At 66.8% G+C, this 26,724-nt stretch carries 20 protein-coding genes and 5 pseudogenes; 11 read left to right on the top strand and 14 right to left on the bottom strand.

What is annotated here, in order from left to right; all coding sequences use genetic code 11:
- Positions 1-29: 29 nt before the first annotated feature.
- From ACE3P2_RS05900 to ACE3P2_RS05880, 5 genes are all read right to left on the bottom strand, one after another.
- Positions 30-560: a glycine zipper family protein gene (locus ACE3P2_RS05900; RefSeq protein ID WP_374262080.1), complete on the bottom strand. Its 531-nt coding sequence runs from the start codon at positions 558-560 to the stop codon at positions 30-32.
- Positions 561-575: 15 nt separating this feature from the next.
- Positions 576-953, bottom strand: a complete 378-nt coding sequence (locus ACE3P2_RS05895) for a hypothetical protein (protein ID WP_374262077.1) — start codon at positions 951-953, stop codon at positions 576-578.
- A gap of 127 nt (positions 954-1,080) precedes the next feature.
- A complete protein-coding gene (recQ, locus tag ACE3P2_RS05890; RefSeq protein WP_374262074.1) occupies positions 1,081-2,901 on the bottom strand; it encodes a DNA helicase RecQ in 1,821 nt (606 codons plus the stop codon).
- A 27-nt stretch (positions 2,902-2,928) separates the two neighbouring features.
- The gene (locus tag ACE3P2_RS05885) at positions 2,929-3,918 is read right to left on the bottom strand and encodes a hypothetical protein (protein ID WP_374262071.1); all 990 of its coding nucleotides are present in this window, start codon (positions 3,916-3,918) and stop codon (positions 2,929-2,931) included.
- A gap of 72 nt (positions 3,919-3,990) precedes the next feature.
- Positions 3,991-4,257 carry a hypothetical protein gene (locus ACE3P2_RS05880; RefSeq protein ID WP_374262069.1) on the bottom strand — a complete coding sequence of 89 codons (267 nt, stop codon included), beginning with the start codon at positions 4,255-4,257 and terminating at the stop codon, positions 3,991-3,993.
- A gap of 151 nt (positions 4,258-4,408) precedes the next feature.
- Here ACE3P2_RS05880 and ACE3P2_RS05875 point away from each other — a divergent pair, with 151 nt between their 5' ends.
- Positions 4,409-5,350, top strand: a complete 942-nt coding sequence (locus tag ACE3P2_RS05875; RefSeq protein ID WP_374262066.1) for an MBL fold metallo-hydrolase — start codon at positions 4,409-4,411, stop codon at positions 5,348-5,350.
- Between the two features lie 45 nt (positions 5,351-5,395).
- Here ACE3P2_RS05875 and ACE3P2_RS05870 read toward each other — a convergent pair whose 3' ends face one another.
- Positions 5,396-5,845 (bottom strand): YbaN family protein, encoded by a 450-nt coding sequence (locus ACE3P2_RS05870; protein ID WP_374262063.1) that lies wholly within the window; start codon positions 5,843-5,845, stop codon positions 5,396-5,398.
- A gap of 123 nt (positions 5,846-5,968) precedes the next feature.
- On the bottom strand, positions 5,969-7,405 hold the full coding sequence (locus tag ACE3P2_RS05865) for a catalase (RefSeq protein WP_374262061.1): 1,437 nt from the start codon (positions 7,403-7,405) through the stop codon (positions 5,969-5,971).
- A 234-nt stretch (positions 7,406-7,639) separates the two neighbouring features.
- Here ACE3P2_RS05865 and ACE3P2_RS05860 point away from each other — a divergent pair, with 234 nt between their 5' ends.
- Genes ACE3P2_RS05860 through modC form a run of 4 tightly spaced genes read left to right on the top strand, consistent with a single transcriptional unit; the run spans position 7,640 to position 11,014 of the window.
- Entirely contained in the window at positions 7,640-8,467 is an 828-nt protein-coding gene (locus ACE3P2_RS05860) for a TOBE domain-containing protein (protein ID WP_374262058.1), read from the top strand.
- 22 nt (positions 8,468-8,489) lie between these two features.
- Complete coding sequence (gene modA, locus ACE3P2_RS05855; RefSeq protein WP_374262056.1) at positions 8,490-9,245, top strand: molybdate ABC transporter substrate-binding protein; 756 nt, start codon at positions 8,490-8,492, stop codon at positions 9,243-9,245.
- A 6-nt stretch (positions 9,246-9,251) separates the two neighbouring features.
- On the top strand, positions 9,252-9,941 hold the full coding sequence (gene modB / locus ACE3P2_RS05850) for a molybdate ABC transporter permease subunit (protein ID WP_374262054.1): 690 nt from the start codon (positions 9,252-9,254) through the stop codon (positions 9,939-9,941).
- Complete coding sequence (modC, locus tag ACE3P2_RS05845; protein ID WP_374262051.1) at positions 9,938-11,014, top strand: molybdenum ABC transporter ATP-binding protein; 1,077 nt, start codon at positions 9,938-9,940, stop codon at positions 11,012-11,014. Before modB ends, modC begins: the two co-directional genes overlap by 4 nt.
- 245 nt (positions 11,015-11,259) lie before the next feature.
- Here modC and ACE3P2_RS05840 read toward each other — a convergent pair.
- Together ACE3P2_RS05840 and ACE3P2_RS05835 are read right to left on the bottom strand one after the other, a co-directional pair.
- Positions 11,260-12,032 (bottom strand): annotated as a pseudogene (locus ACE3P2_RS05840) (transposase); the annotation flags it as partial.
- A gap of 126 nt (positions 12,033-12,158) precedes the next feature.
- A pseudogene (locus tag ACE3P2_RS05835) lies at positions 12,159-12,308 on the bottom strand (transposase); the annotation flags it as partial.
- Between the two features lie 151 nt (positions 12,309-12,459).
- Here ACE3P2_RS05835 and ACE3P2_RS05830 point away from each other — a divergent pair.
- Positions 12,460-13,341 (top strand): annotated as a pseudogene (locus ACE3P2_RS05830) (IS5 family transposase); the annotation flags it as partial.
- Between the two features lie 7 nt (positions 13,342-13,348).
- On the opposite strand, the pseudogene ACE3P2_RS05825 reads toward ACE3P2_RS05830, so the two are convergent.
- Positions 13,349-13,471 (bottom strand): annotated as a pseudogene (locus tag ACE3P2_RS05825) (IS5/IS1182 family transposase); the annotation flags it as partial.
- A gap of 733 nt (positions 13,472-14,204) precedes the next feature.
- On the opposite strand from ACE3P2_RS05825, the gene ACE3P2_RS05820 reads away from it, so the two are divergent.
- On the top strand, positions 14,205-15,728 hold the full coding sequence (locus ACE3P2_RS05820) for a hypothetical protein (protein ID WP_374262048.1): 1,524 nt from the start codon (positions 14,205-14,207) through the stop codon (positions 15,726-15,728).
- A gap of 183 nt (positions 15,729-15,911) precedes the next feature.
- Here ACE3P2_RS05820 and ACE3P2_RS05815 read toward each other — a convergent pair whose 3' ends face one another.
- Positions 15,912-17,357: an IS5 family transposase gene (locus ACE3P2_RS05815; protein ID WP_374262045.1), complete on the bottom strand. Its 1,446-nt coding sequence runs from the start codon at positions 17,355-17,357 to the stop codon at positions 15,912-15,914.
- A 130-nt stretch (positions 17,358-17,487) separates the two neighbouring features.
- On the opposite strand from ACE3P2_RS05815, the gene ACE3P2_RS05810 reads away from it, so the two are divergent.
- Positions 17,488-18,552, top strand: coding sequence for an ATP-binding protein (locus ACE3P2_RS05810; RefSeq protein ID WP_374262042.1), 1,065 nt, complete (start codon positions 17,488-17,490; stop codon positions 18,550-18,552).
- 12 nt (positions 18,553-18,564) lie between these two features.
- Here the strand turns inward: ACE3P2_RS05810 and ACE3P2_RS05805 are convergent, their stop codons facing one another.
- From ACE3P2_RS05805 to ACE3P2_RS05795, 3 genes are all read right to left on the bottom strand, one after another.
- Positions 18,565-20,580: a TonB-dependent copper receptor gene (locus ACE3P2_RS05805; protein ID WP_374262040.1), complete on the bottom strand. Its 2,016-nt coding sequence runs from the start codon at positions 20,578-20,580 to the stop codon at positions 18,565-18,567.
- Positions 20,581-20,714: 134 nt separating this feature from the next.
- Complete coding sequence (locus tag ACE3P2_RS05800; RefSeq protein WP_374262037.1) at positions 20,715-22,325, bottom strand: methyl-accepting chemotaxis protein; 1,611 nt, start codon at positions 22,323-22,325, stop codon at positions 20,715-20,717.
- 202 nt (positions 22,326-22,527) lie between these two features.
- Positions 22,528-24,138: a methyl-accepting chemotaxis protein gene (locus tag ACE3P2_RS05795; RefSeq protein WP_374262035.1), complete on the bottom strand. Its 1,611-nt coding sequence runs from the start codon at positions 24,136-24,138 to the stop codon at positions 22,528-22,530.
- Between the two features lie 176 nt (positions 24,139-24,314).
- Here ACE3P2_RS05795 and ACE3P2_RS05790 point away from each other — a divergent pair, with 176 nt between their 5' ends.
- The 3 genes and pseudogenes from ACE3P2_RS05790 (at position 24,315) to ACE3P2_RS05780 (ending at position 26,701) form a co-directional block, all read left to right on the top strand.
- On the top strand, positions 24,315-25,178 hold the full coding sequence (locus tag ACE3P2_RS05790; protein ID WP_374262032.1) for a spermidine synthase-like protein: 864 nt from the start codon (positions 24,315-24,317) through the stop codon (positions 25,176-25,178).
- Positions 25,179-25,384: 206 nt separating this feature from the next.
- Positions 25,385-26,146: pseudogene (locus ACE3P2_RS05785) on the top strand (PAS domain-containing protein); the annotation flags it as partial.
- Positions 26,144-26,701, top strand: coding sequence for a methyl-accepting chemotaxis protein (locus ACE3P2_RS05780; RefSeq protein ID WP_374262095.1), 558 nt, complete (start codon positions 26,144-26,146; stop codon positions 26,699-26,701). The pseudogene ACE3P2_RS05785 and the gene ACE3P2_RS05780, both read left to right, overlap by 3 nt.
- Positions 26,702-26,724 lie beyond the last annotated feature (23 nt).

Here is a 26,724-nt window from a genome sequence, read left to right as displayed (position 1 = left end):
CCCGTTTTCATGGCGGTGACGACCGCGCCTCAGTTCATGCCGGGCGGGCGGTAGCCCGGCGGCGGCGGGGGCGGGGGATAGGCGGAGGAGGGTGTCGAATAGCCTGGCGCCTGGCGGACGGGCAACTGGCCCTGCGGCACCGGCACCTGATGCCCCTTGGCATACATGCACTGGATGTAGGCGTTGTCGTACTGCCGCTGGCTGCCATAGGCCGAACTCTGCGCGGCACCCGAGCCGGCGGCGCTGCCGAACAGCAATCCCGCGCCGGCGCCCACGCCGGCCCCGTTGTGTCCGCCCATCGCCGCGCCGGCTGCGGCGCCGACCACCGTGCCGATCGCGGCGGAGCGCACGCCGGCGTCCACGGCGGCCTGGTCGGCCGTCCTGCCGCCGATCTGGTACTGCGCGTACTGACGGCAGTCCATGTCGTCGGAGCGGAATTGGTCGAAGTTCTTGCCGGTGCCCGGGAGCACCATCGCGGTCGGTCCGGTGGGGGCGACCGCGCAGCCGGCGAGCACGACGAGGGGGAGCGCGGCGAGCAGAGCGGTGCGAGCGATCTTCATGGTGGTTCCTCCGGTTCAGCGCGGTGCCGACGGCGGCGGCTGAGGTGTGACGCGCTGCCATGGGCCGGCGCATTCCTTGACGTAGGGGTAATACGTCTTCGATTCGGCGCAGTAATACCAGTAGTTTTCGGCCGGGGCGGGCGCGGCGGCGGCCGGCGGTGCGGCCACCGGTTGCTGTTCGACGTAGACCTGCGGCACCGGGCGCTCGACGACCACCGGCGGGTAGTAATACGGGTAAGGCGGGTAGGCGTAGGGGCCCCAGTAGGGGCCGATCACCGGGGCGCCGATCACCACGCCGAAACGGGTGTGGCCGTGACCGTGGTCGGCATGGGCAGTGCCCGCACCGGCGAGGCCCAGCGCGGCGGCGACGAGGAGGGTCGGGAGAATTTTCATGGCATGCCTCCGCAGGCGGTGGAGTGGCCGGCCCGGCGCCGGTCCTTCATCCACTGCATGATCGGCGATCTGCCGGTAAAGGGGCGTTCGTCGGGTGTAAAGGGAGGGATGTAACGCCCTGCCGGACTCAGGCGGCGCCGGCAAGAAGCGCCAGGATGTCCTCGCCGTAGGCGTCGAGCTTGCGGTCGCCGACCCCGGAAATGGTGGCGAGTTCGTCGATGCTGGTGGGGCGGCGGTGGGCGATGTCGCGCAGGGTGGCGTCGTGGAAGATCACGTAGGCCGGCACGTTGCGTTCCTTTGCGGTGCTGGCGCGCCAGGCCCGCAGGCGGTCAAGGCGCTCGGCTTCCTCGCCGGTGGCCTCGGGCCAGTCGGCGGCCTTGCGGGCGCTGCCCACGTTGCGGCCCTTCTTGGCGGCGGCCATGTCGAGGCGCATCGTGAAGGCGGCTTCGCCGCGCAGGAGCGGCCGGGCGGCTTCGGTGAGGGTGAGCGCGCCGTAGCGTTCGTGGTCGACGGCCAGGGCGCCGTGGGCGACGAGCTGGCGGATCAGGGTGCGCCAGCCCTTGTCGTCGAGCTCGGTGCCGATGCCGAAGGTGCTCACCTGGTCGTGCTGCCACTTCTTGACGTTGTCGGTGGCCTTGCCGATCAGCACGTCCACCACGTGGGCGGCGCCGAAGCGGCTGCCGGTGCGGAACACGCAGGACAGCGCCTTGCGGGCCGATTCGCTGGCGTCGCGGGTTTGCGGCGGGTTGAGGCAGGTGTCGCAGTTGCCGCAGGGCTCGGAGTCTTCGTCGAAATAGCCGAGCAGGCGCTGGCGCCGGCAGCCGGTGGTCTCGCACAGGCCAAGCAGGGCGTCGAGCTTGGCGGTGGCAACGCGCTTGACCTCGGCGTTGGCCTCGCCCTGGTCGATGAAGCGGCGTTGCTGCACCAGATCGGCCACGCTGTAGGCCATCCAGGCTTCGGCGGGCTGGCCGTCGCGGCCGGCGCGGCCGGTTTCCTGGTAGTAGCCCTCGATGGAGCGGGGCAGGTCCAGGTGGGCGACGAAGCGCACGTCGGGCTTGTCGATGCCCATGCCGAAGGCGATGGTGGCGACCATCACGATGCCGTCCTCGCGCAGGAAGCGGTCCTGGTTGATCGCCCGCTCGTCGGCGCCCATGCCAGCGTGGTAGGGCAGGGCGGCGATGCCTTTTTCCTGCAGCCAGGCGGCGGTTTCGTCCACCTTCTTGCGCGAGCTGCAGTACACGATGCCGGCTTCGCCCAGGTGGCCGTCGCGGATGAAGGCGAGGAGCTGGGCGCGCGGGTTGTCCTTGGGAACGATGGTGTAGCGGATGTTGGGCCGGTCGAAGCTCGAGACGAACTCGCGGGCGTCGACGAGGCGCAGGCGCTCGGCGATCTCGCGGCGGGTCTGGGCGTCGGCGGTGGCGGTGAGGGCGATCCGCGGCACCTGCGGGTAGCGCTCGGGCAGGATCGACAGTTGCAGGTATTCGGGCCGGAAGTCGTGGCCCCATTGCGACACGCAGTGGGCTTCGTCGATGGCGAACAGGGCGAGCTGGCCGGCTTCGTGGAGGTGGTCGAGCAGGTCGAGGAAGCGCGGCGTGACGAGGCGCTCCGGCGCCACGTAGAGTAGATCGAGCGCACCGGCGAGCATCGCCCGCTCGATTTCCATGGCCCGCTCGAAGCTCAGGCTGGAGTTGAGGAAATCCGCCGCCGCGCCGACTTCCTTGAGCGCGGAGACCTGGTCCTGCATCAGCGCGATGAGCGGCGACACGACGATCGCCACGCCGGGGCGCAGCAGCGCGGGGATCTGGTAACACAGCGACTTGCCGCCGCCGGTGGGCATCAGCACCAGGGCGTCGCCACCGGCGCTTACGTGTTCGACGATGTCTTCCTGCGTTCCGCGGAACTGCGTGTAGCCGAAGACGTGGAAAAGGGTTTCGCGGGCGCGGCTCATAGACCCGTGATTTTAACCCGGCCAGGCTCAGAGCAGCCGGGCAAGATGGTCGGACAGGCCCTGCGGAGTGACGAAAGTGAGCTCGTAGGTGCTCGATAGACCGGCCGCCTGCTCGTCGCTGAGGCCGGTGGCGCAGAGGATGAACTGGCTGCGGTCGATGCCCAGGCGCTTGCGCAGGCGCAGGTATTTGTCGATGTCCTGGCGGAACTCGCCGGTCTTGCATTCGATGCAGATCGGCGTGCTGCCGTCGACGAGGAAGAACACGTCGAGTTCGTGGAGGTCTTCGTTCGGGAAGATCACCGACAGCTGGCGGGCGCACGAAAAGTGCTGCCTGCGCTCGCGCAGCAAGGCCAGCACCTTCATGAAGGCGTACCACTCAAGCCACTCGCCGGCGAAGAAGTTGCGGATGGCGGGGGCCGACTGGATGGTGGCGCGGCCGATCTTCTCCTGCTTCTGGTAGAAATATTTGGCGAGGAAAGCGCAGTCGTAGAGCCGCTTGCAGAAGGCGTTCACGGCCTGGCCGTCCTTCTGGCTGAGCTTGCCGAGGTTGAGGCTGAAGTTGGGCACGTCCTTCTGCTGGCCCCAGCGGATCTTGTCGACGACCTCGCGGAGCAGGTCGTAGTTGTCGCCCAGTTCGATGGCGATCTCGTCGAAGAAGCCGGTGGTGTCCACCGCGTCGTGGTTGGCGCGGATCTGGATCTGCCGGCGCTCGAACCATTGCAGCACCGCCGCGTGCTGCGCTGCGCTCGCGAGGTGGGACGAGTTGTGGATGTCCACGGCCAGATCGGGCGTGGCCGCAGCGTCGTTCAGCGTGGGCAGCGGGGTGCGCTGCGCCGCCTTGAGCGTGTTGAGTTCGTCGCGCTGGCTGAAATACTGCTGGAGCACCTTGCGGACGAACAGCACGGTGTCGTAGACCGCGACCGGCTGCGTGCATTGCGGGCAGGCGATCTGCTGGCCGGTAAGTTCGCCGGGGACTTCGGCGACGTGGCCGCATTTGTTGCAACGGAGAATGGCCATGACGGGGAACGCACGAAAACGAATTGGCGGATTATGCCAACCCGTCCGGCGTCTGGCGATATGCCGAAAGAACTAGGCGGCGAGCGTCTGGTGCGCGGCGACGTAGTGTTTGAGCACGCTCTTGAGCAGCGCGGCGTGGGCGGCGTCGCCTTTTTCGCGGGCGTGGGCGAGGTCGTCGACGATCATGCGGCGGATGCGCTTTTCGCCGCTGGGCGTGTGGCAGAGATAGCAGCCCATCTCGACGGCGGCCATCTCGGGAATGTGTTCGTGTTCGGCGATGGCGAGGATTTCGTCTTCGGTCAGATCGGACAGTTCGATGCAGTCTTGAAGCGTCAACATTGGATTCTCCCCCGTCGTGTGTCAGCGTGTTTGTAAGTCTTTTTCTTACTTGACATTAGGCGCTTTTTTGGTGAAGGAAATGTTGATGTAACGCAAGGCGACTCCGTTCAGCGCGAATGGATAGAATCGAGTCTTTTTGCTGGGGACGGTCATGCAGGGCTTGAAGGCGTTCGGAAACGGGATTTACGCGGTCGATTCGGGCTACACGGGGCCGGATGTGGCGGCCATTCACCTGATCGAGCAGGGCGGCCGGGTGGCGCTGGTGGATACCGGCAACAACGAATCCCTGGGCCCCGTTCGCGAGGCGCTGGCCGAGCTCGGGTTGGGCGCCGAGGCGGTGGATTTCGTGCTGCTGACCCATATCCACCTCGATCACGCGGGGGGCGCCGGTGCCTTTATGGCGGCGTTTCCCAATGCGCAGCTGGTGGTCCACCCGCGCGGCGCCCGCCACATGGCGGAGCCGTCGAAGCTCTTCGCCGGCGTGTCGGCGGTGTATGGCCCGCAGCGCGCGCGGGAGCTCTACGGCGAACTGATCCCGGTGCCGACCGAACGCATCGTCGAGGCCACCGACGGGCGGGTTCTCGATCTGGGCGGGCGGGCCATCCGCGTCTTCGATACGCCGGGCCACGCGCGGCATCACGTGTGCTACTTCGACACCCTGAGCCGCAGCTTCTTCACGGGCGACACCTTCGGCCTATCGTACCGGCAGTTCGACGTGGCGGGCCGGCCGAGCATCTTCCCCACCACGACGCCGGTGCAGTTCGAGCCGGAGGCGATGCACGATTCGATCCGCCGCATGGAGGCCGAGCAGCCCGCGGCGATGTACCTGACCCATTACGCCCAGGTCACCGACGTGCCGCGCCTCGCCGCCGACCTGCATCGCCTGATCGATGCTCACGTGGCGATCGCGAAGCGCCACGCCGGCGCGGGCGACGCGCGCAAGTTGCTGATCGAGAACGATATCTGGGCTTTGGTCGGCGAGGAGGCGCAGCGCCAGGGGTGGACGCTGCCGGAGGCCGAGTGGCGGCGCATCCTGGCCCTCGATGTGGAGCTCAACGCCCAGGGGCTCGACGTGTGGCTGCAGGCGCACTGAGGCGTCCGCGCGCCGCCGCCGCCGGGCGTTGAACGGCAGCGGCGGTCAGGCGGTCGGCGGCGTGGCTTCCGGACGGGTGGCGACGAAACAGGCCGCGGCGAACTGCGGCAGCCCGGCCACCGCGAGGATCGTGGCGTTGTCGTGGAGGGCGAAGGTGGTCACGGCGAGCCCGAAGGCCAGCCCGCCCAGGGCGAAGTGCTTGCCGCGGCGGCTGATGGTGCCGTCCTCGATCCAGGCCCGCACGTGGAGGCCGACTCCGGGCAGGCCGTAGAGCCAGTGCTGCAGGCGCGGACAGCTCTTGCTCCAGGCCCAGGCGGCGACGATCCAGAAAATGGTGGTGGGCAGGAGCGGCAGGACCAGGCCGACGGCGCCGACGGCGAAGCTCAGCGTGCCGAGCACGAACAGGCCGTGACGGCTCGCGCTGGCGAGCAGGCCGACCGACGGCGGGGCGGTGTCGGGGGCGGCGGGGATGCCGGCTTGATGGCACGGGGGCATGACGGCGCTCCTTTCTTGTTGTTGTGGGCGATGCCCGGCGGGTCTTGCTTCGACGCCCGGCGGGAGCGCAGGTTCGTTCGGCGTGGGCCGCCGGCCGGATGATCCGACCGGCGGTGGCCGGGCTTACTTGCCGAGGGCTTTCCTCACGCCCGCGCCGTAGGCCGGATCGGCCTTGTCGAAGTGGGCGAGCTGGCGCTCGACGATGTCGTCGGGCACGCCCTTCATGGCCGCGGCGATGTTGGCGAAGAGGCGCTGCCGCTGGCCTTCGTCGAAGAGCCGGAACAGGTCGCCGGGCTGCTTGTAGTCGTCGTTGCCGTCGCGGTGGTTCCAGCGGGCCGCGTCACCGCTGATGCGCAGCGGCGGTTCGGCGTAGCTCGGGTCCTGGGTCGGGCCGCCGAAGGAGTTCGGCTCGTAGTAGAAGTCGCCGGGCATGTTGGGGGTGAAGCGCATCGCGCCGTCCTTGTGGTAGTGATGCACCGGACACCTGGGGGCGTTCACCGGGAGCGACTCGTAGTGCGTGCCGAGGCGGTAGCGGTGGGCATCGGCGTAGCTGAAGATGCGCGCCTGGAGCATCTTGTCGGGGCTCGCGCCGATGCCCGGCACCATGTTGCTGGGCGACATGGCGACCTGCTCGATCTCGGCAAAGTAGTTGTCGGCGTTGCGGTTGAGTTCGAGCACGCCCACTTCGATGAGCGGGTAGTCGCCGTGGGGCCACACCTTGGTGAGGTCGAAGGGGTTGTACCAGTGCTTGTCGGCGTCGAGCTCCGGCATGATCTGCACGTACATCGTCCACCGCGGGAAGTCGCCGCGGGCGATGGCGTCGTACAAGTCTTCCTGGGTCGATTCGCGGGTCTTGCCGACCACGGCCTCGGCCTCGGCGTTGGTCCAGTGCTTGTGGCCCTGCTGGGTCTTGAAGTGGAACTTGACCCAGAAACGCTCGCCGTTCGTGTTCCAGAACGAATAGGTGTGGCTGCCGTAGCCGTTGATGTGGCGCACGTCGGTGGGCAGGCCGCGATCCGACATGAGGATCGTGACCTGGTGGAGCGACTCGGGCGAGAGGCTCCAGAAATCCCACATCGCGGTGGGCGAGCGCAGGTTGGTGCGCGGGTGGCGCTTCTGGGTGTGGATGAAGTCCGGGAACTTGAGCGGGTCGCGGATGAAGAACACCGGCGTGTTGTTGCCGACCAAGTCCCAGTTGCCTTCCTCGGTGTAGAACTTGAGGGCGAAGCCGCGCACGTCGCGCTCGGCGTCGGCCGCGCCCATCTCGCCGGCGACGGTGGAGAAGCGGGCGATCATCGGGGTGGTCTTGCCGACCTCGCTGAAGATCTTCGCGCGGGTGTACTTGCTGATGTCGTGGGTGACGGTGAGGGTGCCGTGGGCGCCCCAGCCCTTGGCGTGGACGACGCGTTCGGGGATGCGCTCGCGGTTCTGATGGGCGAGCTTTTCGAGCAGCTGCCAGTCCTGCATCAACACCGGACCGCGCGGGCCGGCGGTGAGGGTGTTCTGGTTGTCGGCAATCGGCGAACCGGCGCTGGTGGTCATGATCGGGCATTTGCTCATGATTTTTCTCCTGATGGCGGGTGGTGGGCAAGGCCGTGTGGCTTGTTGGACTTAGTATCGGCCGGGAGATTTGATAAGACAAGTTGAATGATTTTCTGGTTTTGATAGCTTTGGTCTATGATCCGATAGCTGGCGCCCGGCCGGACGCCACGCCGTGGGGGCGTCGGGTTTGTGATGGCGGTCGCGGTGGGGTAAAGTACGTTTCGTTATATACCTGAATATATAGGTTGTCCCATGTGCCCTCGCGGCCCCGTTCCCCACAAGCTCGTCGGCAAGCTCAGCGTGGATACCGAATCCGGCGCCTTTCTCGGCGATACCCGCATCCGCCTGCTCGAGGCCATCGACCGCCACGGTTCGATTTCCCGGGCGGCAAAGGCGGTGCCGCTGTCGTACAAGGCGGCCTGGGACGCGGTCGATGCGATGAACAACCTGGCCGATGCGCCGCTGGTCGAGCGGTCGGTGGGCGGGCGGCAGGGCGGCGGCACGGCATTGACCGCCTACGGGCGCCAGATGATCGCCCTGTACCGGGCCGTGGAGCAGGAATACCAGGGCGCCATCGACCGCCTGGTGGAACGCCTGGGCGACGCGGACCCGGGCAGCGTGCGCCAGTTCCAGACCCTGCTGCGCCGCATGTCGATGCGCACCAGCGCCCGCAATCAGTTCGTCGGAACGGTCGTCGAGCTGCGCGCGGGCGACGTGGATGTGGAGGTCGCCCTGCGCCTCGACGACGCCAACCTGCTGCGGGCGCGGATCACCCGCGCCAGCGTCGAGAACCTGGCGCTGACCGTGGGCAAATCGGTGCACGCCTTCGTCAAGGCGCCGTCGGTGGACATCGTCACCGACGGGCTGCGGCCCGCCACTGCCGACAACCTGTGGTGGGGCGAGGTCGGCGCGATCCACCACGGCGCGGTCAGTGCCGAGGTGACGCTCGTGCTGCCCGGCGGCCGCAGCGTCACCGCGCTGGTGAGCGACGCGCGTGTCGCGGCGCTCGGCCTCGCGGTGGGCGGCCGGGCCGGCGCGGTGTGCTCGGCCAACGCGGTGATCCTCGCCGTCTTCGATTGATGTCCAACTCACGGAGCGCCTCATGAAGCCTTTCCTTCGCGCCTTTGCCGCGACTTTCGCCCTGCTCGCCGCGCCGTTGGCCGCGCGGGCCGACGAGGTGTCGGTGGCCGTCGCCGCCAACTTCACCGCGCCGATGAAGCAGATCGCCGCCGACTTCGAACGGGCCACCGGCCACAAGGCGCAGCTGGCCTTCGGCTCGACCGGCAAGTTCTACGCCCAGATCAAGGCCGGCGCGCCCTTTCAGGTGCTGCTCGCGGCCGACGACGAAACTCCGACGCGGCTGGTGAAGGAGGGCGACGGAGTGGCCGGCAGCCAGTTCACCTACGCCATCGGCAAGCTGGTGCTGTGGTCGCCGAAGCCCGGCCTGGTGGACGACAAGGGTGAGGTGCTGCGCTCGCAGCGCTTCGCGCACCTCGCCGTCGCCAATCCCAGGCTCGCGCCCTACGGCCTGGCGGCGCTCGAGACGATGAAGGCCCTCGGCCTGGCCGACGCGCTGCAACCGCGGCTGGTGGTCGGCGAGAGCATCGGGCAGGCCCTGCAGTTCGTCAGCTCCGGCAACGCCGAGCTGGGCTTCGTGGCCTTCGCGCAGATCCACCAGGACGGCAAGCTGATCGACGGCTCCCACTGGCTGGTGCCCGACGCCTACCACAGCCCGATCCGCCAGGACGCGGTGCTGCTCGACAAGGGCAAGGCCAGCGCCGCCGCGACGGCGCTGCTGGGCTACCTGAAGTCCGACGCGGCCCGGGCGGTGATCCGCGCCTACGGCTACGCGCGCTGAGCCGCCATGGAACTCGGCCCCGCCGACTGGTCGGCGATCCGCCTGACGGCCGCGCTCGCCACCCTGGTGACCGGGCTGCTGCTCGTCGTCGGCACGCCGCTGGCGTGGTGGCTGGCGCGCACCTGTTCGCCCCTGCGCGGGGTGGTCGCGGCGGTGGTGTCGCTGCCCATCGTGCTGCCGCCCACGGTGCTCGGCTTCTACCTGCTGGTGGCGATGGCGCCGGACGGGCCGGTCGGCCGGCTTACCGCCGCGCTGGGCATCGGCGGGTTGCCCTTCACCTTCGCCGGGCTGGTGGTGGCCTCGGTGATCTATTCGCTGCCCTTCGTCGTGCAGCCGATCCAGAACGCCTTCGCGGCGATGGGCGAGCGCCCGCTGGAAGTGGCGGCCACCCTGCGCGCCTCGCCGCTGGCGGCCTTCTTCACGGTGGCGCTACCGCTGGCGCGACCGGGCTTCGTCACCGCGGCGATCCTCGGTTTCGCCCACACCGTGGGGGAGTTCGGGGTGGTGCTGATGATCGGCGGCAACATTCCCGGCAAGACCCAGGTGCTGTCGATGCAGATCTACAACCACGTGGAGGCGCTGGAGTACGCCCAGGCCCACGGGCTGGCCGCCGGGCTGCTGGTGTTTTCCTTCGTGGTGCTGCTGGGGCTCCACGCCCTGGGCGGCGGGCGCCGCGGCGTGGGCGTCGGCGCATGAGCGCGCTGACGATCCAGGCGCGGCTGCCGCTGGCGGATTTCGCGCTGGACGTGGATCTGCACCTGCCGGGACGCGGCGTGACGGCGCTGTTCGGCGCCTCGGGCTCGGGCAAGACCACGCTGCTGCGCTGCGTCGCCGGGCTCAGCCGGGCGGCGGGGCGGGTCGAGGTGAATGGCGAGCGGTGGCAGGACGACGGCCGCGGCGTCTTCGTGCCGACCCATCGCCGCGCCCTCGGCTACGTGTTCCAGGAGGCCAGCCTGTTCGCCCACCTTTCGGTGCGCGACAACCTGTTCTTCGGCCAGCGCCGGGTGCCGCCCGGCGAGCGGCGGATTGCCGCCGACACGGCGATCGGGCTGCTCGGCATCGGTCACCTGCTCGACCGGCGCAGCGCGACCCTCTCCGGCGGCGAGCGCCAGCGGGTGGCGATCGCCCGGGCGCTGCTCACCAGCCCGCGCCTGCTGCTGATGGACGAGCCCCTGGCGGCCCTCGACGCGGCGCGCAAGCTCGAGATCCTGCCCTACCTCGAACGCCTCCACGACGAGCTGGCGATCCCAGTGCTGTACGTGAGCCACGCCCTCGACGAGGTGATGCGGCTGGCCGATCACCTGGTGCTGCTCGAAGCCGGCCGGGTGCGCGCCAGCGGACCCTGCGCCGAACTGCTGGCGCGGGTGGACCTGCCGCTGGCCCAGGGCGAGGATGCCGCGGTGCGGATCGAAACCACCGTCGCCGGCCACGACGAGGCCTACCAGCTCACCCGCCTCGATTTTGCCGGTGGCAGCATCCGGGTGACGCGCATGGCGCGGGCGCCCGGCGAGCGGGTGCGGCTGCGCATCCACGCCCGCGACGTGAGTCTGGCGTTGTCTGCCGAGGCGCCGTCGAGCATCGTCAATCGCCTGCCGGCGCGGATCGCCGGTTTCTCGGCGGCGGCCCATCCGGCCCACTGCCTGGTCAGCCTCGACGCGGGCGGCGTGCCCTTGCTGGCGCGGATCACGCGCCTGTCGAAGGATCAGCTGGGGCTCGCGGCGGGCATGGCGGTGGTGGCGCAGATCAAGTCGGTGGCGCTGCTGGGCTGAACGTCGCCCGTCGGCTTCAGGAGGCCGGGCCCGCTGCCGTTAAGCGGAGGTCTGCGACCGTGGTCGCGCCCACCTGCCGTGATTCGCCCGATGTCCTCTCCCGCCAGTCCTGCCGCGGTCGGCCCCCGATCCATTCCCCATGTCGTGCGCGAGCGGCGCTGGTGGCTGCTGCCGCTGGTGGTGTGGGGTGTGGTGGTGGCCTTTTCCCTCGAGATCCAGATCGCGAAGATCCGCGAGCAGTCGATGATGCGCCGGGCTCGTTCGAGCCACAGGGTGACCATCTGCTTGATGCCGTCGGAAAGCATCGGCAGACGGCGTTCCAGGTCACGCAGGACCCGGCCCAGGATCGTCCGCTGGCGCCTGAGCACCCGGCGCAGCCGCCGGTATTGTCTGGCGTGGGCATAGCCACCGGCTCGCCGCTTGAGGCTGCGGCCTTCCTTCTCGAAGGTCTGGCGCAGCACCAGGCCAGACCGTTTGGCGATGAGCACCCGTTTGCGCCGGGCCACGTCGAGCAGCCGGCTGTCGGTGGGAAAAGGGAAAAGTGGGCGATGGCTTTCATCGACACGGCGGCCTCGATGGTCTTGGCCAGGCGTTCTTCCACGCCCGCGTCCCCCAGCGCGCGACGGAAGCGTGTCAGGCCACTCGGGTCGCAGGGCAGCCGGGTCTCGAAATACTCACCGCCGCAAAAGAACTGCCAATACGGATTCTCCGCCCATCGTTGCACGACCGTTTCATCGCTCTCGCCGAACGCGTGCTTGAGGTACAGCAGCCCGACCATCAACCGGATCGGAAGGCGTCGCCGCCCTGCCGGGCTCGTACCCGCTCCGGCTACCTGCAAGCTCGGGCCGAACAGATCCAAACCCTCAATCGGACGCCCTTGGCGGTCCTGGCGGGCAAAGCATGGCGCCAGCGCCGATTCGATCTCGGCCCACGGCATGCGGGTGGCCAATACCGCCAGCGGGTGACGCAGATCGATCATCGCGTCCAGCCGGGCGCGGAAAAAGTCCGGGGTCGTCATCGAAAATCTGCGCTCCAAATCTTCCAGAAAGTGAGTGTGATTGCACTGGAAACTGGAGGATTCGGCAAGGCCTCAGGGGTGCTCAGCCCGCGTGGGGAAAGGGGCGGGATGGTTGTTCAGGGCCGACTCAATACTCGCCGCCAGCGGCTCCACGCTTTTGCGCGCAAGCGGCAGCATCAGGCCACGGCAATAGCCCCGCAGGCCTTCGCGTCGGTCCGCGTGTCCGAGGGCGGAACACAGGTGCTCAAGGTACGCATCGAAACGCATTTCCATCATTCCGCTCGGGGTCAATGACAAGTTCTGAAGGAACGAATAATGCGCTTATTTTTGTGACACAGTAAGAATAGCAGGTCGATGCAAAACCCAGTGAACGATCCCGCCACCCACCTGTCCTAACCGTACCCTTCAAACCCCAGGCACAGCAACGATGCGCGGCGAAGTCGATCCTCAGTCCTCGATGTTCCACTATTTCTCGGTCGAATCCCGGATTCCGGCCGATCACCCGCTGCGTCCGGTGAAGAAACTGGCTGACTCGGCGCTGTCGGCCATTTCGACAGAGCTGGATGGGCTTTATGCCGAGGGTGGCCGACCGTCGATTCCGCCGGAGCGGCTGCTCAAGGCCCAATTGCTGATCGCCTTCTACTCGGTGCGCTCGGATCGGCAATTCTGTGAGCAACTCGATTACAACCTGCTGTTTCGCTGGTTCCTCGATCTGGACCTGGAATCGGGCGGTCTGGACCAATCCAATTTCAGCCGTTTGCGCGAGCGCCTGGTGCAGACCGACATCGCCCGGCGCTTCTTCGACGAAGTCGTGCGCCTGGCCCGCAAGGGCAAGCTGCTGTCCTCCGATCACTTCACCGTGGACGGCACCTTGATCGACGCCTGGGCCTCTTTCAAGAGCTTCAAGCGCAAGGGCGATGACGAACCACCCAAGCCCGGCGACGGCACCGGGATAGTGGATTTCAAGGGCGAGAAGCGTTCCAACGCCCCCCACCAGAGCACCACCGATCCCGACGCAAAGCTCATGAGGAAAGGCAACGGGCAGCCGGCCAAGCTCAGCTACGGGGGTCATGCGCTCATGGAGAATCGCAGCGGCCTGTGCGTCGATCTGCTGATCACCGATGCCACCCAGGCCGAGCACAAAGCCGCCCGCCAACTGCTCACCCGCGCCCGGCGCCGCAGGATTCATCCCAAGACCCTGGGGGCCGACAAGGGCTACCACGTGAAGGACTTCGTGAAACATCTTCGCGATCACGACATCCGGCCGCACATTGCGCGCATTGAAGGACGCAAGACACCGGGGCTCGATGCTGGGTTCGGGCTTCTCCGATGAAGCGGGTCTTTCTCATTGCGCCCACCGTCTTCAGCCAGCCGAAGATCTCCTCGATCCGCTTTCGTTTGCGCTGACTGACCTCGTAGCCCTCAGTGCGTGTCGTGCGTCATCACCGCCTACCTGTCGACGGCCGCATACAACCTGCTGCGGATTGCCAAATTGCAAGCCGCGGGGAGCGCGGCATGATGCGGGCCCCGGAATCGGGTGAAAACCCATTTATCTACCCATTCAATGGGCATCAAAACGGGATTGGAAATCCAATTCCGGGAATGAAGTCATGAGAGATCAAACAACGGGCATCAGGCTGAACGTGGAGTCTGAGCTTTTTGCATCGGCCTGCTAGCTACAATGTAGAAGAGTAGCGTAGTATGTAAACTTAGCAGGGTGATGCAAAAGTAAAAAACCAGCCCCGGAAAAATATGACGACCCGTCAGAACGGTCTACACGCAATTTTTTCGGGGGTGGCGGAGGTGAAGAGACCCCTTAAAACAACGTTTATGACGACTCGAAATAGTTTTGCATCAGCCTGTTAGGGGAAACGCTGATTTATTCCACTCTCACTCGGGCGTAGTACTGTAAATCGACAAGTTGCAATCGCCCGCTTCGACAAAATACGATTTAATCAGCACTCCCCTAAGGGGGGATCGTAGAAGCCCCTCGGAAGGTGCGGTTGCTCTGGCTGAGGGGATGCATGCAGCGAGGATGATATGAAAGTTATGCAGGAGCACGCGCGTCACAAAAAATCCCCCCGGCGCTATCGACTCTGGATCGGAGCAGCCTCGCTGATGCTGTCAGCGTGCGCGGCGCCCCTGCCATTGGTAAGGTACGAGGAGTATCAGATGGGATACGCCAAGACACCATTGTTCTCCTTGAAGGACGGCAACGAGGTCTTCCTCCTCGTTGATTGCTATCAAAAGGATGCATGGGGGTCCTCCGGCACATTGGAGTCCTCCGACAGATTGGCATGCAGTGAGGGTCAGGGCGTGGTAAGTCGTCAGTTGGTCATCCGTCCTACAAATTGGAATCTGTTCGATGAAATCACGTCGAAGCTTGAGAAGGATGACAGCCCTTACTACGCTAGCGATGCCCGCCGGCTTCCAGAAAATCTGGAGTTTCCATATGGTGGCGGTGAGGCTGTTGCTTTTCAGCGACCGGCTAGCGGTCTGCATGGAACCACGGCGGAGTTCGTTGGGTATGTTGTAGGGCTTGGTCTCGTCTGGGTTGACTCACAGAGCCAATTGGATGCGTCGTCAGGGCGCAGTTATAAATACGAAGTCATCAAGGCGCATTCATCTCGGTATTATCCATTCCTTCCAAGGCTGGTCTTGCGCGACGGAAACGATGTGTGGGTGTTTGCGGAACGCGGGGGAGAGTGTCCCGACACAGTTTGTTTTCCGGTTGTGGAAACTCTGGGACTTTCCGTGGCAGACATTCCCGAATCTCTGCAGCGGAAGTTCATGCTCTATCATGCGACTATTGGTGGCGACAGTTCATTTGAACGTGTCCTGCCCGCTCGCTGGAATGTCGATGCGCGAGGTCCTCGCCCCGTTCCTCCTTCGGCAAGTATTCCGTTCAACTTCGATACGCAGCGCATAGTTCCCCGGAGCAATCTTTCGGCTTTTACCCCTGATGTAAATTGCGTTTCCAGGAGCCGCTCGGGCGAGTACTTGGGCGTTGTCTTTGTACCGATACCTGTCCCCATCGGTACAATGGGGAATATGAAAAATAAAAAGATTTACGAGCATTGCATGATCCCCGAAGTGGCCTCAAAAAGCGCCACAGGGCGAAACGAACTGGTTCCGGCGCCTGACGTCGTCGTGCCGGCTTCGGCTCCGCCCTTGTTCCCCGATCCTATCCCACCTGTTCCATCTTCTTACGAGTGCTGGCCTGACGCGATAAAGGGACAGCAACAGGTTGGCTCCGGTAAAAATGGCTGCTACTACGTCTTGCGAGAGCCCAAGACGGGTGCGCCGATGCCTAACACTCCTTATCTCGTAGCGTGGCAAGGAGTAACGGATACGGCGTGGAGAGGGTACAGTGGAATAACGGACAACATGGGGCGTACTGCATTCCTGCGCCCAAACGCACCGATTCGCGTGGAGAGTTCACAAGTGGTTCGACGCTTGGTTTCGCGTAAGGATTTTTCTGCGCCCGGTTCTTCTCTTGCACGAAGCGCCACCGAGCCGATGAAGTTCGGGGGGCCTGTGCGGTTCTTAAGCCCCGTTGGGGCAAAAGTCAGGTACCGCGTAACCCTATGCTCCGGCGCAGTCTTTGAAGGCTATACGGACCCACACGGCTGGACAGTGGATATCGAGCCAGGCCTCAATAAAGAGTGCCCGGCGACGATAGAAGGAATTTGGTAAGTGATGGTTTGGCGGCGAGCCGGGGGACGTAACGCAGGGCTGTCGAAACCTAAGGAGAGGCTGATTTATTCCATCCTCACTGGGGCGTGTCCATATAAATCAACAGGTTGCAAGCGCTCGCTTCGAAAAACGATTTAATCAGCACTTCCTGAAAGCCCGCGTAAGTCGTCGGCCCTGAAATATTCAATTCGCCACCTCCAGCCGCCTGCCCACCGGCCAGGAACGCTCGTCGCCGGCTACTCGCCCAAGCATCCCGAGCAGAAACCAGAGCGCAAAAAGCGCCCTCAGCCCCAAGCGGGCAATGGCCCGCAGCAACCAGCGCAGGTTGTAGCCCGCCGCACAGAGCACGGGGTGCAGCACATCGCCTTCCGATCCTTTAAGCCAATTGCGCCGTAGTCCGCAGTCGTCCTTCAGGTGCCCGATCACCGGCTCCACCGCCTGACGGCGTTTGAGCAGTCGGCGCGCCTTGGCGCTCAGACTCTTGATCCGGCCGCGGTGGATGATCTCGATCCCGGGCACCTCCACACCCCGATAGCCCAGATCGACGATGGCGGTATGAGGCTTCGGGGCACCTTGGACGTCCTGCATCAGGATCGTCGCCTGCTCGATCTGCTCGGCGAGGGTGTGGCCGTCGTAGGGATTGCCGGGAAAGGCCCGGGCGCCGACGATCAGGTTGCCTTTCTCGGTGGTGGCAATGCCCACCTTGACCCCGAATTCGTAAGGCTGGCGGGCCTTGCCCTTGCCGATGCATTCGACTTCCGGCGCGTGCAGGGCGTACAGCTTGTGCTTGTCCTTGGGCCGCTGGGTGTGGATGCGCCGGGCCCGTTCGAGCCACAGGGTGGCAATCTCCTTCATCCTCTCCGCCAGCGTCGGCAGACGGCGTTCCAGGTCACGCAGGACCCGGCCCAGGATCGTGCGCTGACGCTTGAGCACCCGGTGCAGGCGCCGGTACTGTCTGGCGTGGGCGTAGCCGCCGGCCCGCCGCTTGAGGCTGCGGCCTTCCTTCTCGAAGGTCTGGCGCAGCACCAGGCCAGCCCGCCTGGCGATGAGCACCCGTTTGCGCCGGGCCACGTCGAGCAGCCGGCTGTCGGTGGGAAAGGCGATGGCCTTCTCCTGCACCGTGGAATCGACGATGACCCGCTCCAGGTCCTTCGGGGCAATGGCCTTCATCGACACGGCGGCTTCGATGGTCTTGGCCAGGAGTTCCTCCACCCCCGCATCCCCCAGCGCGCGACGGAAGCGGGTGAGGTTGCTCGGGTCGCAGGGCAGGCGGGTCTCGAAGTACTCGCCGCCGCAGAAGAACTGCCAATACGGATTCTCCGCCCATCGTTGCACGACGCTCTCATCGCTCTCGCCGAAGGCGTGCTTGAGGTACAGCAGCCCGACCATCAGGCGGATCGGCAGGCGCGGGCGACCTGCTGCGCTGGTGCCTGCGCCCGCCACCCGCAAGGTCGGGCCGAACAGATCCAGGCCTTCGATCGGGCGTCCCTGGCGATCCTGGCGGGCAAAGCATGGCGCCAGCGCCGATTCGATCTCGGCCCACGGCATGCGCGTTGCCAATACCGCCAGCGGGTGGCGCAGGTCGATCATCGCATCGAGCCGGGCGCGGAAAAAGTCCGGGGTCGTCATTGAAAATCTGCGCTCCAAATCTTCCAGAAAGTGAGTGTGATTGCACTGGAAACTGGAGGATTCGGCAAGGCCTCAGGGGCCCTCAGCCCGCGCGGGGAAAGCGGCGGGCGAGTTGTTCAGGACCGACTACATGGCGCCGCTCAAGGTGCAGGAGAGCTGCCTCGCCTGCCACGCCAGCCAGGGCTACAAGGTGGGCGACATCCGCGGCGGGATCAGCGTGACCCAGCGCTTCGCGCCCATCGAGGCGGCGACCCGCGACGGCATCCGCCAGACCACCCTGGCCCACGCGGCGGCCTTCGCGGTGGTGTTCCTGGGGGGCTGGGGGCTGCTCGAGGTGCTGCGGCGGCGCTGGCTCGAACTGGCCGGCAAGATCGCCGAGGTGGAGGAGGCCCACGGCCAGCTCCTGCAGTCGGAGAAGATGGCCTCGATCGGCGTGCTGGCGGCGGGCATCGCCCACGAGATCAACAACCCGGTGGGCTTCGTCAATTCGAACATGGGCACCCTGAAGGGCTACAACGAGACGATGATCGGCCTGCTCGAGGCCTGCCGTGCCGGCCGCGCGACCGAGGCCGACTTCGCCGATGCGGAGTTCGACTTCCTGAAGGAGGACATCCCCGACCTGCTGCGCGAATCCCGCGAGGGGCTGGAGCGGGTGCGCAAGATCGTCGCCGACCTGAAGGATTTCTCCCGCGTGGATCAAGCCGAGTGGCAGGAGGCCGACCTCAATGCCGGCATCGAATGCACCCTCAACGTGGTGTGGAACGAACTCAAGTACAAGGCCGAGGTGATCCGCGACTACGCGCCGGCGTTGCCGCGGGTGGCCTGTCTGCCGGCGCAGATCAACCAGGTGGTGATGAATCTGCTGGTCAATGCGGCCCATGCCATCGTGCAGCGGGGCACCATCACCGTGCGGACCGGCTTCGACGACGCGCAGGTGTGGATCGAGGTGAGCGACACCGGGCAGGGCATGCCGCCAGCGGTGCAGAAGCGCATCTTCGATCCGTTCTACACCACCAAGCCGGCGGGCAAGGGCACCGGCCTGGGCCTGTCGATCTCGTACGACATCGTGACCAAGCACGGCGGGCGCATCGAGGTGAGCAGCGCGCCGGGCGCGGGCTCGACCTTCCGGGTGTGCCTGCCGCGCCAGGGGCTGACCCCGCGGGCGGACCCGCCGCCCCCGGCGAGCGGGGGCTGAGCGTCCGGCGGGTCAGCGCAGCGCGAAGTTGGCCTTCAGCCAGAAGGTGCGGCCGGGCTCGTTCACCCGCGTGGTCTGGGTGAAGCCGCCGATGCTGGCGCCGCCACGGCTGATGAACTCGGCGTAGGTCTTGTCGAACAGGTTGTCCACGCCGGCGGAGATCAGCGTGTCCTTGGCCGGGCGGTAGCCGGCGTTCAGCGAGAAGATCGCAAAGCCGGCCGAGCTGCCGATGTCCTGACCGACGATGTTGCCGGAGTTGATGTCGTAGCGCTTCTGGCCCTGCACCAGGCGCAGCAGCGCGCCGCCGCTCCAGGTGCGGTCGTCGTAGGCGGTGCCGAGGCGCGCTTCGAGCGGCGCGATCTGCGCCAGCGGACGGCCGGTGCTGTCGTTCTCGCCGTGGGTCCAGGCCAGCGTCGCGTAGCTCTGCCAGTGGCTGGCGAAGCGGTAGCTCAGGTCGCCTTCGAGCCCGTAGGTGGTGGCGTCGATGTTGAGGGCGTCGGTGGCGTAGGCGTTGAGCTTCTGGATCTGGATGAAATCCTTGTGCTTGGCGTAGAAGGCCGATGCCGAGGCGCGCAGCGGGCCGGCGGCGTAGATCACGCCGGAGTCGAGCTGGGTGGTCTTTTCGGGCTTCAGGAAGAAGGTGCTGGCGACGCCGTTGCCGCTGGCGGTGGCTTCCGGCGCCTTGCTGCGTTCCCAGTAGTCGGCGGCCCGTTCGCTGTGGCCGAGGCCGGCGAACACGGTGGCGGTGGGGGCGAGGGCGCTTTCCCAGCGCACGAAGCCGGCCTTGAGGGTGTCCCTGTCGGTCTGCCCCGAGCTGCTGCGGCCGGTGCGCTGGTCCTGCGCTTCGCTGAAATCGACGCGCAGGCCGCCGATCAGGCGGTGGGCGGCGTTGAGTTCGTGGGCCAGTTCGCCGAACACGCCCCAGCTGTTGAAGCGCATGTCGGCGATCCGCGGCTTGCCGTCGTAGCCGGCCGCGGCGGCGCCGCTGGCGGTGCGCAGGGTGTGGTCGTTGGTCTGGAAATCGAGGCCGGTCTCGAGGGTGGTGCGCGGCGAGAGGTCGAGGGTGGCGGCGAGGCGGCCGCCCTTGGTCTCGCGGTCGGGGTTGCTGACCATCTTCATCATCGGGGCCGCGCGCAGGCTGTAGTTGTCCATCACGTGGTCCACGTAGTTGTAGTAGACCTGCGCCTCGAGCTTGGCCAACAGCGGGCTGATGCGGGATTTCTCGAACTTGAGCCCGACGTTGCTGCGGTCGAAGCGCACGCCGTCCATGCTGCGGTCGGCGTAGGCGGCCTGGCCGTCGCTCTTGGCGAAGCTGAGTTCGACGCGGGTGTCGGCGTCGGGCGTCCAGCCGACGGCGCCGTTGGCGCTCCAGCGGTCGTAGGACGAATGCACGCTGCGGCCCTTGCCGTCGCGGTAGTCCTGGGCATGGGCGTGGGTGCCGGTGATCTCGCCGTAGAAACGCTCGTTGCCGACGCCGGCCTCGAACATCTGGTCGTTGCGCCCGAAATTGCCGGCCAGCAGGCTGGCGTCGGCGTAGGCCGAGAAGCCGGTGCGGGCCTTCGGCTTGCGCTCGAACAGCACCACGCCGGCGCTGTTGCCCGGGCCGTACTTGACGGTCTGCGGGCCCTTCAGCACGGTGATGCGGTCGTAGGCCTCGGGAAAGACGTAGGCGGTGGGCGGGTCCATGCGCATCCCGCAGCCGCCGAGGATCATCTCGCCGTCGAGCAGGATGCCGAGGCGCGAGGCGGCCATGCCGCGGAACACCGGGTCGCCGTCGGTGCCACCCTTGCGGATCACCGAGAAGCCGGGAATGGTCTTGAGGTAATCGGCGCCGTCATGGGCGGGCACCGGCTGGCGCGGCGCGCGCGGGTCGGTGGTGACGGTGAGCGGCGCGTCCATCGCCGGGGCGGTGACGACCACCTGGCCGAGGGATGGCGTGTCGTCGGCGGCGCCAGCGGGCGCCCAGGCAAAGACACTGGCAATGGCCAGCGGAAGGATGGCGTGTCGGCTCGGAACACGTTGATTCATGGTGACGCTCCCTGTTTCGCAAGAGCGCGCACCTTAAATCGACGGAGACGGGGTGCGGATTGATGGAACGCAAAATCTTGCACCAAGATGGTGCGACATGGTGTCGCACGGGCCGTCGCGGCGGCCCGGCGGCTTTACATCCGGAAGCGTTCGACGCTGTTGCGCAAGCTGTCCGAGACACGTACCAGGCGGTTTGCGGTGTCGGCCACCGAGGCGACGGCGGCGGCGTTTTCCTCGGACATCTGGGCGATGGCCTCGACGTTGCGGGCCAGTTCGGTCGAGGCCACGCGCTGCTCGCGCAGGGCATCGCTGATGCTCTCGATGGTCGACTGCATGGTGTCGGCGGAGCTGCGGATATGGCCCATCGAGGCGCTGGCGGCGTTCGAGGCGCCGACCACCTCGCCGACCAGTTCGCGGCTCGACTTCATGCTGCTCACGGCGTCCACGGCGCCCTGCTGGATGGTGCCGATGACGGTGCTGATCTCCTGCACCGAGGTGGTGGTGCGTTCGGCGAGCTTGCGCACCTCGTCGGCGACGACCGCGAAGCCGCGGCCCTGCTCGCCGGCGCGGGCGGCCTCGATGGCGGCGTTGAGGGCCAGCAGGTTGGTCTGGTCGGCCACTTCGCGGATCACCACGGTGATGGTGTCGATGTGCTTGACCTGCTCGGAGAGCTGCTGAATCCGCTGGGAGGTGTGCTCGACCTGGGAGGCGACCCGGCCGATCTTGTCGGCGGCGGCATCGACCCCGTGGGCGCTGGCGGCAGCCTGCTGACCGGCCTCGAGGGCGCGCTGACGGGCCTCGTCGGCATTGCCGCCGACGTGGTCGATGCTCACCGTCAGCTCCTCGACGGCGGCGGCGGCGGTCGCGGTGGCGCCCGATTGCTGGTCGGTGCTCACCGACACCTGGTTGGCGGCGGTGGACAGGCCGGTGGCGGAACTGTTCACGTCGCCGGCGTTGCCGAGGATGTGGGCGATCGTCGCGGCCAGGTCCACCCGCATTCGCTCCAGCGCGTGCAGCAGCTGGGCGATCTCGTCGGTGCCGCTGACGGGCTTGTCGCCGCGGGTCAGATCGCCGCCGGCGATGCGGTCGGCCATCCGGTTGGCTTCGGTGAGGCGCGAGGTGATGCCCCGCACGAGGGTGAAGCCGAACACCGCGAAGATCAGGCCGGCGACGGCGGTGAGGCCCACGGCGACCCACACGGCGTGCTGCTGTGTTTCGGTGCCGACGGCGGCGGCGTCCTTGCCGATCTGCTCGTTGAAGCGGGTGTGGGCGGTGAGCTGGTCCTCGAAGCGCAGGGCGTCCGGCACGTGCTTGAGGAGCAGTTGCTGGGCTTCTTCGTTGCGTCCGGCGCGGGCCAGGGCCAGGGCAGCGTCCACCGAGCGGTTGTAGTGGGCGAGGGATTCGCGCTCGGCTTCGAGCAGGCGCCGGTCCTCATCGTTGGAGATCAGGCCGGTGTAGTCGGCGAGGGCCTTCTCCATGCTGCCGCGGGCTTCCTGCAGCAGCTTGTCGAGCTCGGCGCGCTGGGCGGGGTCGGTCTGGATCAGGTAGCGGTAGGCGCGCACGCGGGCGCGCCCGAATTCGGCGGTGACGTGGTTGAGGCGTTCGATACTCGGCACCACGTTTTCGTTGGCGTAGTTGGCTGCCGAATAGACGCGCTGCATCTGGTAGAGATTGAGCCCGGACAAGGCCAACAGGCTGACGATGGCGCCCGCGACGAGGGCGAGCAGGCGGTTGGCGATGGTCATGGTGGTCGTACCGGAAGGAAGGTCGTTGATCGAGGGGCGCCGCAGAATCCGCGATGGAGTACGGCGGCCGGCGGACGAACTTGACCCGGTTAACCCGACATTCTCTTCGGCTACCTCTTTGGGGGTAGAGGGCCCCGCAAGACTGTTCAGGTAAACGAAAGCAGCCGCCCGTGGGCGGCTGTCGGCGAGGGTGCGCGCGGCGTCAGACGCGGAACCGGGCGACGCTCGACTTGAGGTTGTCGGACACGCCCACCAGGCGATGGGCGGTGTCGGCCACCGACGAGACGGCGGCGGCGTTTTCCTCTGACATCTGGGCGATGGCCTCGACGTTGCGGGCCAGTTCGGTCGAGGCACCGCGTTGTTCGCGCAGGGCGTCGCTGATGTTCTCGATGGTCGACTGCATGGTGTCGGCCGAGGCGCGGATGTGGCTCATCGAATCGCTGGCGGCGCTGGCCGAGGTGACCACCTCGCCCACCAGGCTGCGGCTGGACTGCATGCTGTGCACCGCGCCGACCGCGCCCTGCTGGATGGTGCTGATGACGTTGCTGATCTCCTGCACCGAGCTGGTGGTGCGTTCGGCGAGCTTGCGCACCTCGTCGGCGACGACCGCGAAGCCGCGGCCCTGCTCGCCGGCGCGGGCGGCCTCGATGGCGGCGTTGAGGGCCAGCAGGTTGGTCTGGTCGGCCACCTCGCGGATCACCACGGTGATCTTGTCGATCTGCTGGACCTGCTCGGAGAGCTGCTGGATCTGACCCGCGGTGGACTCGACCTGCTGCGCCACCTTGCTGATCTTGTCGGCCGCGTCGGCCACCCCGTTGCCGCTGCGTGCCGCTTGACTGCCGGCCTCGGCGGCGCGGTGGTTGGCCTCGTCGGCGCTCTGGCCCACGTGGTCGATGCTGACGGTGAGCTCCTCGACGGCCGCCGCGGCGGCCGAGGTGCTGGACGACTGCTGTTCGGAACTGGTGGAGACCTGCTGGGCGGTGGCCGACAGCTCGGTGGCGGAATGGGCCACCGCTTCGGAGTTCTCGACGATCTGGCCGATGGTGCGGGCGAGCTCGCCGCGCATGTTCTCGAGGGCGTTCAGCATCTGGCCGATCTCGTCGTTGCCGAGCCCGACGTTCTGGGTCCGGCGCAGATCGCCGTCGGCGATGCGGGCTGTCACGGCGTTGGCCTCGGCGATGCGGGCGGCGATGCTGCGGATCGTCACCAGGCTGGTGACCACCAGTGCCAGCGCGCAGGCGCCGAAGATGCCCAGCCCGATCCAGGTCGCGCTGTCCTTGGTGGCAGCGGCTTCGTCGGACGCGCGCTTGGCGATCTCGCGGTTGTAAGCCATGTGGGCTTCGAGTTCCTCGTTGAACTTGACGCCCAGCGACTGGCGCTGCTGGAGGATGCTCCGGGCTTCGTCCTGCTTGCCCTGACGCGAGGCCACCAGGACGTCTTCGAAGGATTTGACGTAGGCCGCCAGCGTGGTGCGTTCGTTGTCGAGCAGGCGCCTGTCCTCGTCGTCGGCGAGGTAGCCTTCGTAGCTCTTTATCGAATCCTCGAGCCACTTCCTGGCCTGGAGGATGCTCCGGTCGACCTCCGCCATTTCCTTGGCATCGGTGGCCAGCACGTGGCGATAGACGCGCAGACGCAGGCGGCCGAACTCCACCGCCATCTTGTTGAGGATCTCGAGGCTCGGCACCACGTTGATCGTCGCGAAGTTGGTCCGCTCGTAGACCTTGTTCATCTGCAGGTAGCTGACGGTGGTCAGCGCGAGCAGGCTCGTCAGGGCGATGGCCACCAGCAGCAGCAGGCGTTTGGCGATGGTCATGGGCGATCCTCGTTGTGTATTTTGAACGACATGCCGGACAGCCCCCCCCTCGGGCAATTCAGCCGGCGCTGATGCAGCTAACGACCCCGGGGGCGTCAACTTTAGGTGCCGGCCCGCGCCGGTGTCCGCGGGGGCGCCGGCGTACAATGGCGCTCCCCCTTGTCCTGGCATCGCCCGTGTCGTCTTCTTCGCCGCACATCCTGGTCCTGCCCAGCCCCTTCCTGTCGGATACCGACACCATCCGGCTCCTCGAGCCCGCAGACGCCGACAGCCAGTGGCTGCTCCACAAGGTACGCAGCGGCGACTACGACAAGCCCTTCGTCATCGATGACGGCACCACCCGCAGCCTGCATTTCTCGCTGTCGCTGATCCAGAGCACCATGAATCTCAAGGAGCCCTTCGAGCTGGCGCTGGACTACACCCAGGCCATGATGAGCTTCCTGCTGTTCCTGCCGCGCCCCCAGCACATCCTGATGCTCGGGCTGGGGGGCGGTTCGCTGGCCAAGTTCTGCCACCGCCACGTGGGGTCGGCGCGCATCACGGTGGTCGAGATCGACCCCCACGTGATCGCCTTTCGCGACGCGTTCGCGGTGCCGCCCGACGATGCCCGCCTGACCGTCGTGGAAGGCGACGGCGCCGACTGGGTCGTGCGCAGCCGCGGCTGGGAGACGCGGCCCGACGTCGTCATGATGGACGCCTTCGACCGCCACGGCCTGTCGGGTTCGGTCAGCTCGACCGATTTCTACCGCAGCGTCCTCGACGCCCTCGCCGGGCGCGGCGTGATGGTCGCCAACCTCGCCGGCGACAAGGACAGCCGCGAGGACCATCTGGCGATGATCGCCGAGGTGTTCGACGAGCGCCTGCTGACCCTGTCGCTGCCCGACGGCAACGACATCGTGCTGGCCTTTCGCAACCCGGCCTTCGCGCCCCGCTGGCGGGAGGTCGGCAATCTCGCCAAGGCGCTGCGCACCCGCACCGGGCTCGATTTTCCGCGCTTCGCCCAGCGCCTCGAGCGCAGCCGTCGCCTGCGTTACCTGTGACGCGCCCCCGAGTTGGTGTTTTTGACAAATTTTGAACATTGCGCGCTGAATTCTTCGCCGCCGACGCCGTAAACCCCTCATGCGCCCGCTGTCTTTCGCCGACACCGGGCGAGCGTGACGCCCGGCGCGGTCGGAGGCTGCCCGTTCGGGCATCCCGCCTGCCGTGAGCGGCACGACGCCAGACCCGCCGAAATTGAGGAGCGTGCATGTTCTGTAAGAAACACCTGTTGAGGATCGAGGCGCTGGAAGCCGAGCTTCGCCAGGGCCAGGCCCTGCTGAGCGCCATCGATCGATCCATCGCGATCATCGAGCTGACGCCCGAAGGCGAGGTCGTAGCCGCCAACGCCGCCTTCTGCACCCTCGTCGGCTATACCGCGGAGCAGCTCGCCGGCCAGTCCCACCGCCTGCTGTGCGATCCGGACTACGCCGAGAGCCGCGACTACGCGGCGTTCTGGTCGCGCCTGCGCGGTGGCGAGTTCTTCCGCGGGATGGTCAAGCGGCGCCACCGCGACGGCCACGATCTGTGGATGGAGGCGACTTACAACCCCGTGTGCGACGACAGCGGCCGGGTGGTCAAGGTGGTCAAGCTCGCCGCCGACGTCACCGCCCAGGTCGAGGACGCCGCCCGCACCCGGGCGATGATCGAGGCCATCGAGCGCTCCACGGCGGTCATCGAATTCTCGACCGACGGCATCGTGCTGCGCGCCAACGACACCTTCCTGCGCACCATGGGCTACGCCGCCCGCGACGTCGTCGGCAAGCACCACCGCATGTTCTGCCCGGCGGACTTCGGCCAGAGCGTCGAATACGCCGATTTCTGGGGGGCGCTGGCGCGGGGCGAGTTCATCAAGGGCCAGTTCGCGCGGGTGGACCGGCATGGCCGCGAGGTGTGGCTGGAGGCCAGCTACAACCCGGTGTTCTCGCCCGACGGCTCGGTCGTCAAGGTCGTCAAGTTCGCCGCCGACGTGACCGAGCAGGTGCTGCGCCATCAGGCCGAGAAACTGGGCACCAACACCGCCTACGAGGTCGCCCTGGAGACTCGCAGCATCTCCCAGAGCGGCGAAGCGATCATCCTCGAGACGGTGGCCAAGATGGGGGCCATCGCCGGCATCGTCGAGGAATCGGCAGCGCTGGTGGACAAGCTCGGCACCCAGACCACCCAGATCACCACCATCGTCAATACCATCCGCGAGATCGCCGACCAGACCAACCTGCTGGCGCTCAATGCCGCCATCGAAGCGGCCCGCGCCGGCGAGAGCGGCCGTGGCTTCGCGGTGGTGGCCGACGAGGTGCGCAAGCTCGCCGAGCGCACCAGCACCGCCACCGGCGAGATCGGCGGAATGATCCACGCCATCCAGTCCGAGTCCAATTCGGTGACCGCGAGCATGAACGCCGGCCTCAACGAAGTGAAGCTCGGCGTCGGCCTCGCCGGCGATGCGGGCGAGGCGATCAAGAAGATGCGCGACGGCGCCACCCGGGTGGTGGACGTGATCTACGACCTGTCCAAGACCGTCGCCAAGTGAGCCCGGCGCGGCCCGCGATGGGC

The sequence above is a fragment of the Zoogloea sp. genome (assembly GCF_041911615.1).
GTDB lineage: Bacteria > Pseudomonadota > Gammaproteobacteria > Burkholderiales > Rhodocyclaceae > Zoogloea.
The sequence above is the reverse complement of the archived record's forward strand: the minus strand, read 5'-3'. Positions and strand labels throughout refer to the sequence as shown.

Excerpts from the sequence above, each read along its gene's own strand:
- ACE3P2_RS05900 (WP_374262080.1), bottom strand. The coding sequence starts at position 560 with ATGAAGATCGCTCGCACCGCTCTGCTCGCCGCGCTCCCCCTCGTCGTG.
- ACE3P2_RS05895 (WP_374262077.1), bottom strand. The coding sequence starts at position 953 with ATGAAAATTCTCCCGACCCTCCTCGTCGCCGCCGCGCTGGGCCTCGCC.
- recQ (WP_374262074.1), bottom strand. The coding sequence starts at position 2,901 with ATGAGCCGCGCCCGCGAAACCCTTTTCCACGTCTTCGGCTACACGCAG.
- ACE3P2_RS05885 (WP_374262071.1), bottom strand. The coding sequence starts at position 3,918 with ATGGCCATTCTCCGTTGCAACAAATGCGGCCACGTCGCCGAAGTCCCC.
- ACE3P2_RS05880 (WP_374262069.1), bottom strand. The coding sequence starts at position 4,257 with ATGTTGACGCTTCAAGACTGCATCGAACTGTCCGATCTGACCGAAGAC.
- ACE3P2_RS05875 (WP_374262066.1), top strand. The coding sequence starts at position 4,409 with ATGCAGGGCTTGAAGGCGTTCGGAAACGGGATTTACGCGGTCGATTCG.
- ACE3P2_RS05870 (WP_374262063.1), bottom strand. The coding sequence starts at position 5,845 with ATGCCCCCGTGCCATCAAGCCGGCATCCCCGCCGCCCCCGACACCGCC.
- ACE3P2_RS05865 (WP_374262061.1), bottom strand. The coding sequence starts at position 7,405 with ATGAGCAAATGCCCGATCATGACCACCAGCGCCGGTTCGCCGATTGCC.
- ACE3P2_RS05860 (WP_374262058.1), top strand. The coding sequence starts at position 7,640 with ATGTGCCCTCGCGGCCCCGTTCCCCACAAGCTCGTCGGCAAGCTCAGC.
- modA (WP_374262056.1), top strand. The coding sequence starts at position 8,490 with ATGAAGCCTTTCCTTCGCGCCTTTGCCGCGACTTTCGCCCTGCTCGCC.
- modB (WP_374262054.1), top strand. The coding sequence starts at position 9,252 with ATGGAACTCGGCCCCGCCGACTGGTCGGCGATCCGCCTGACGGCCGCG.
- modC (WP_374262051.1), top strand. The coding sequence starts at position 9,938 with ATGAGCGCGCTGACGATCCAGGCGCGGCTGCCGCTGGCGGATTTCGCG.
- ACE3P2_RS05820 (WP_374262048.1), top strand. The coding sequence starts at position 14,205 with ATGGGATACGCCAAGACACCATTGTTCTCCTTGAAGGACGGCAACGAG.
- ACE3P2_RS05815 (WP_374262045.1), bottom strand. The coding sequence starts at position 17,357 with ATGACGACCCCGGACTTTTTCCGCGCCCGGCTCGATGCGATGATCGAC.
- ACE3P2_RS05810 (WP_374262042.1), top strand. The coding sequence starts at position 17,488 with ATGGCGCCGCTCAAGGTGCAGGAGAGCTGCCTCGCCTGCCACGCCAGC.
- ACE3P2_RS05805 (WP_374262040.1), bottom strand. The coding sequence starts at position 20,580 with ATGAATCAACGTGTTCCGAGCCGACACGCCATCCTTCCGCTGGCCATT.
- ACE3P2_RS05800 (WP_374262037.1), bottom strand. The coding sequence starts at position 22,325 with ATGACCATCGCCAACCGCCTGCTCGCCCTCGTCGCGGGCGCCATCGTC.
- ACE3P2_RS05795 (WP_374262035.1), bottom strand. The coding sequence starts at position 24,138 with ATGACCATCGCCAAACGCCTGCTGCTGCTGGTGGCCATCGCCCTGACG.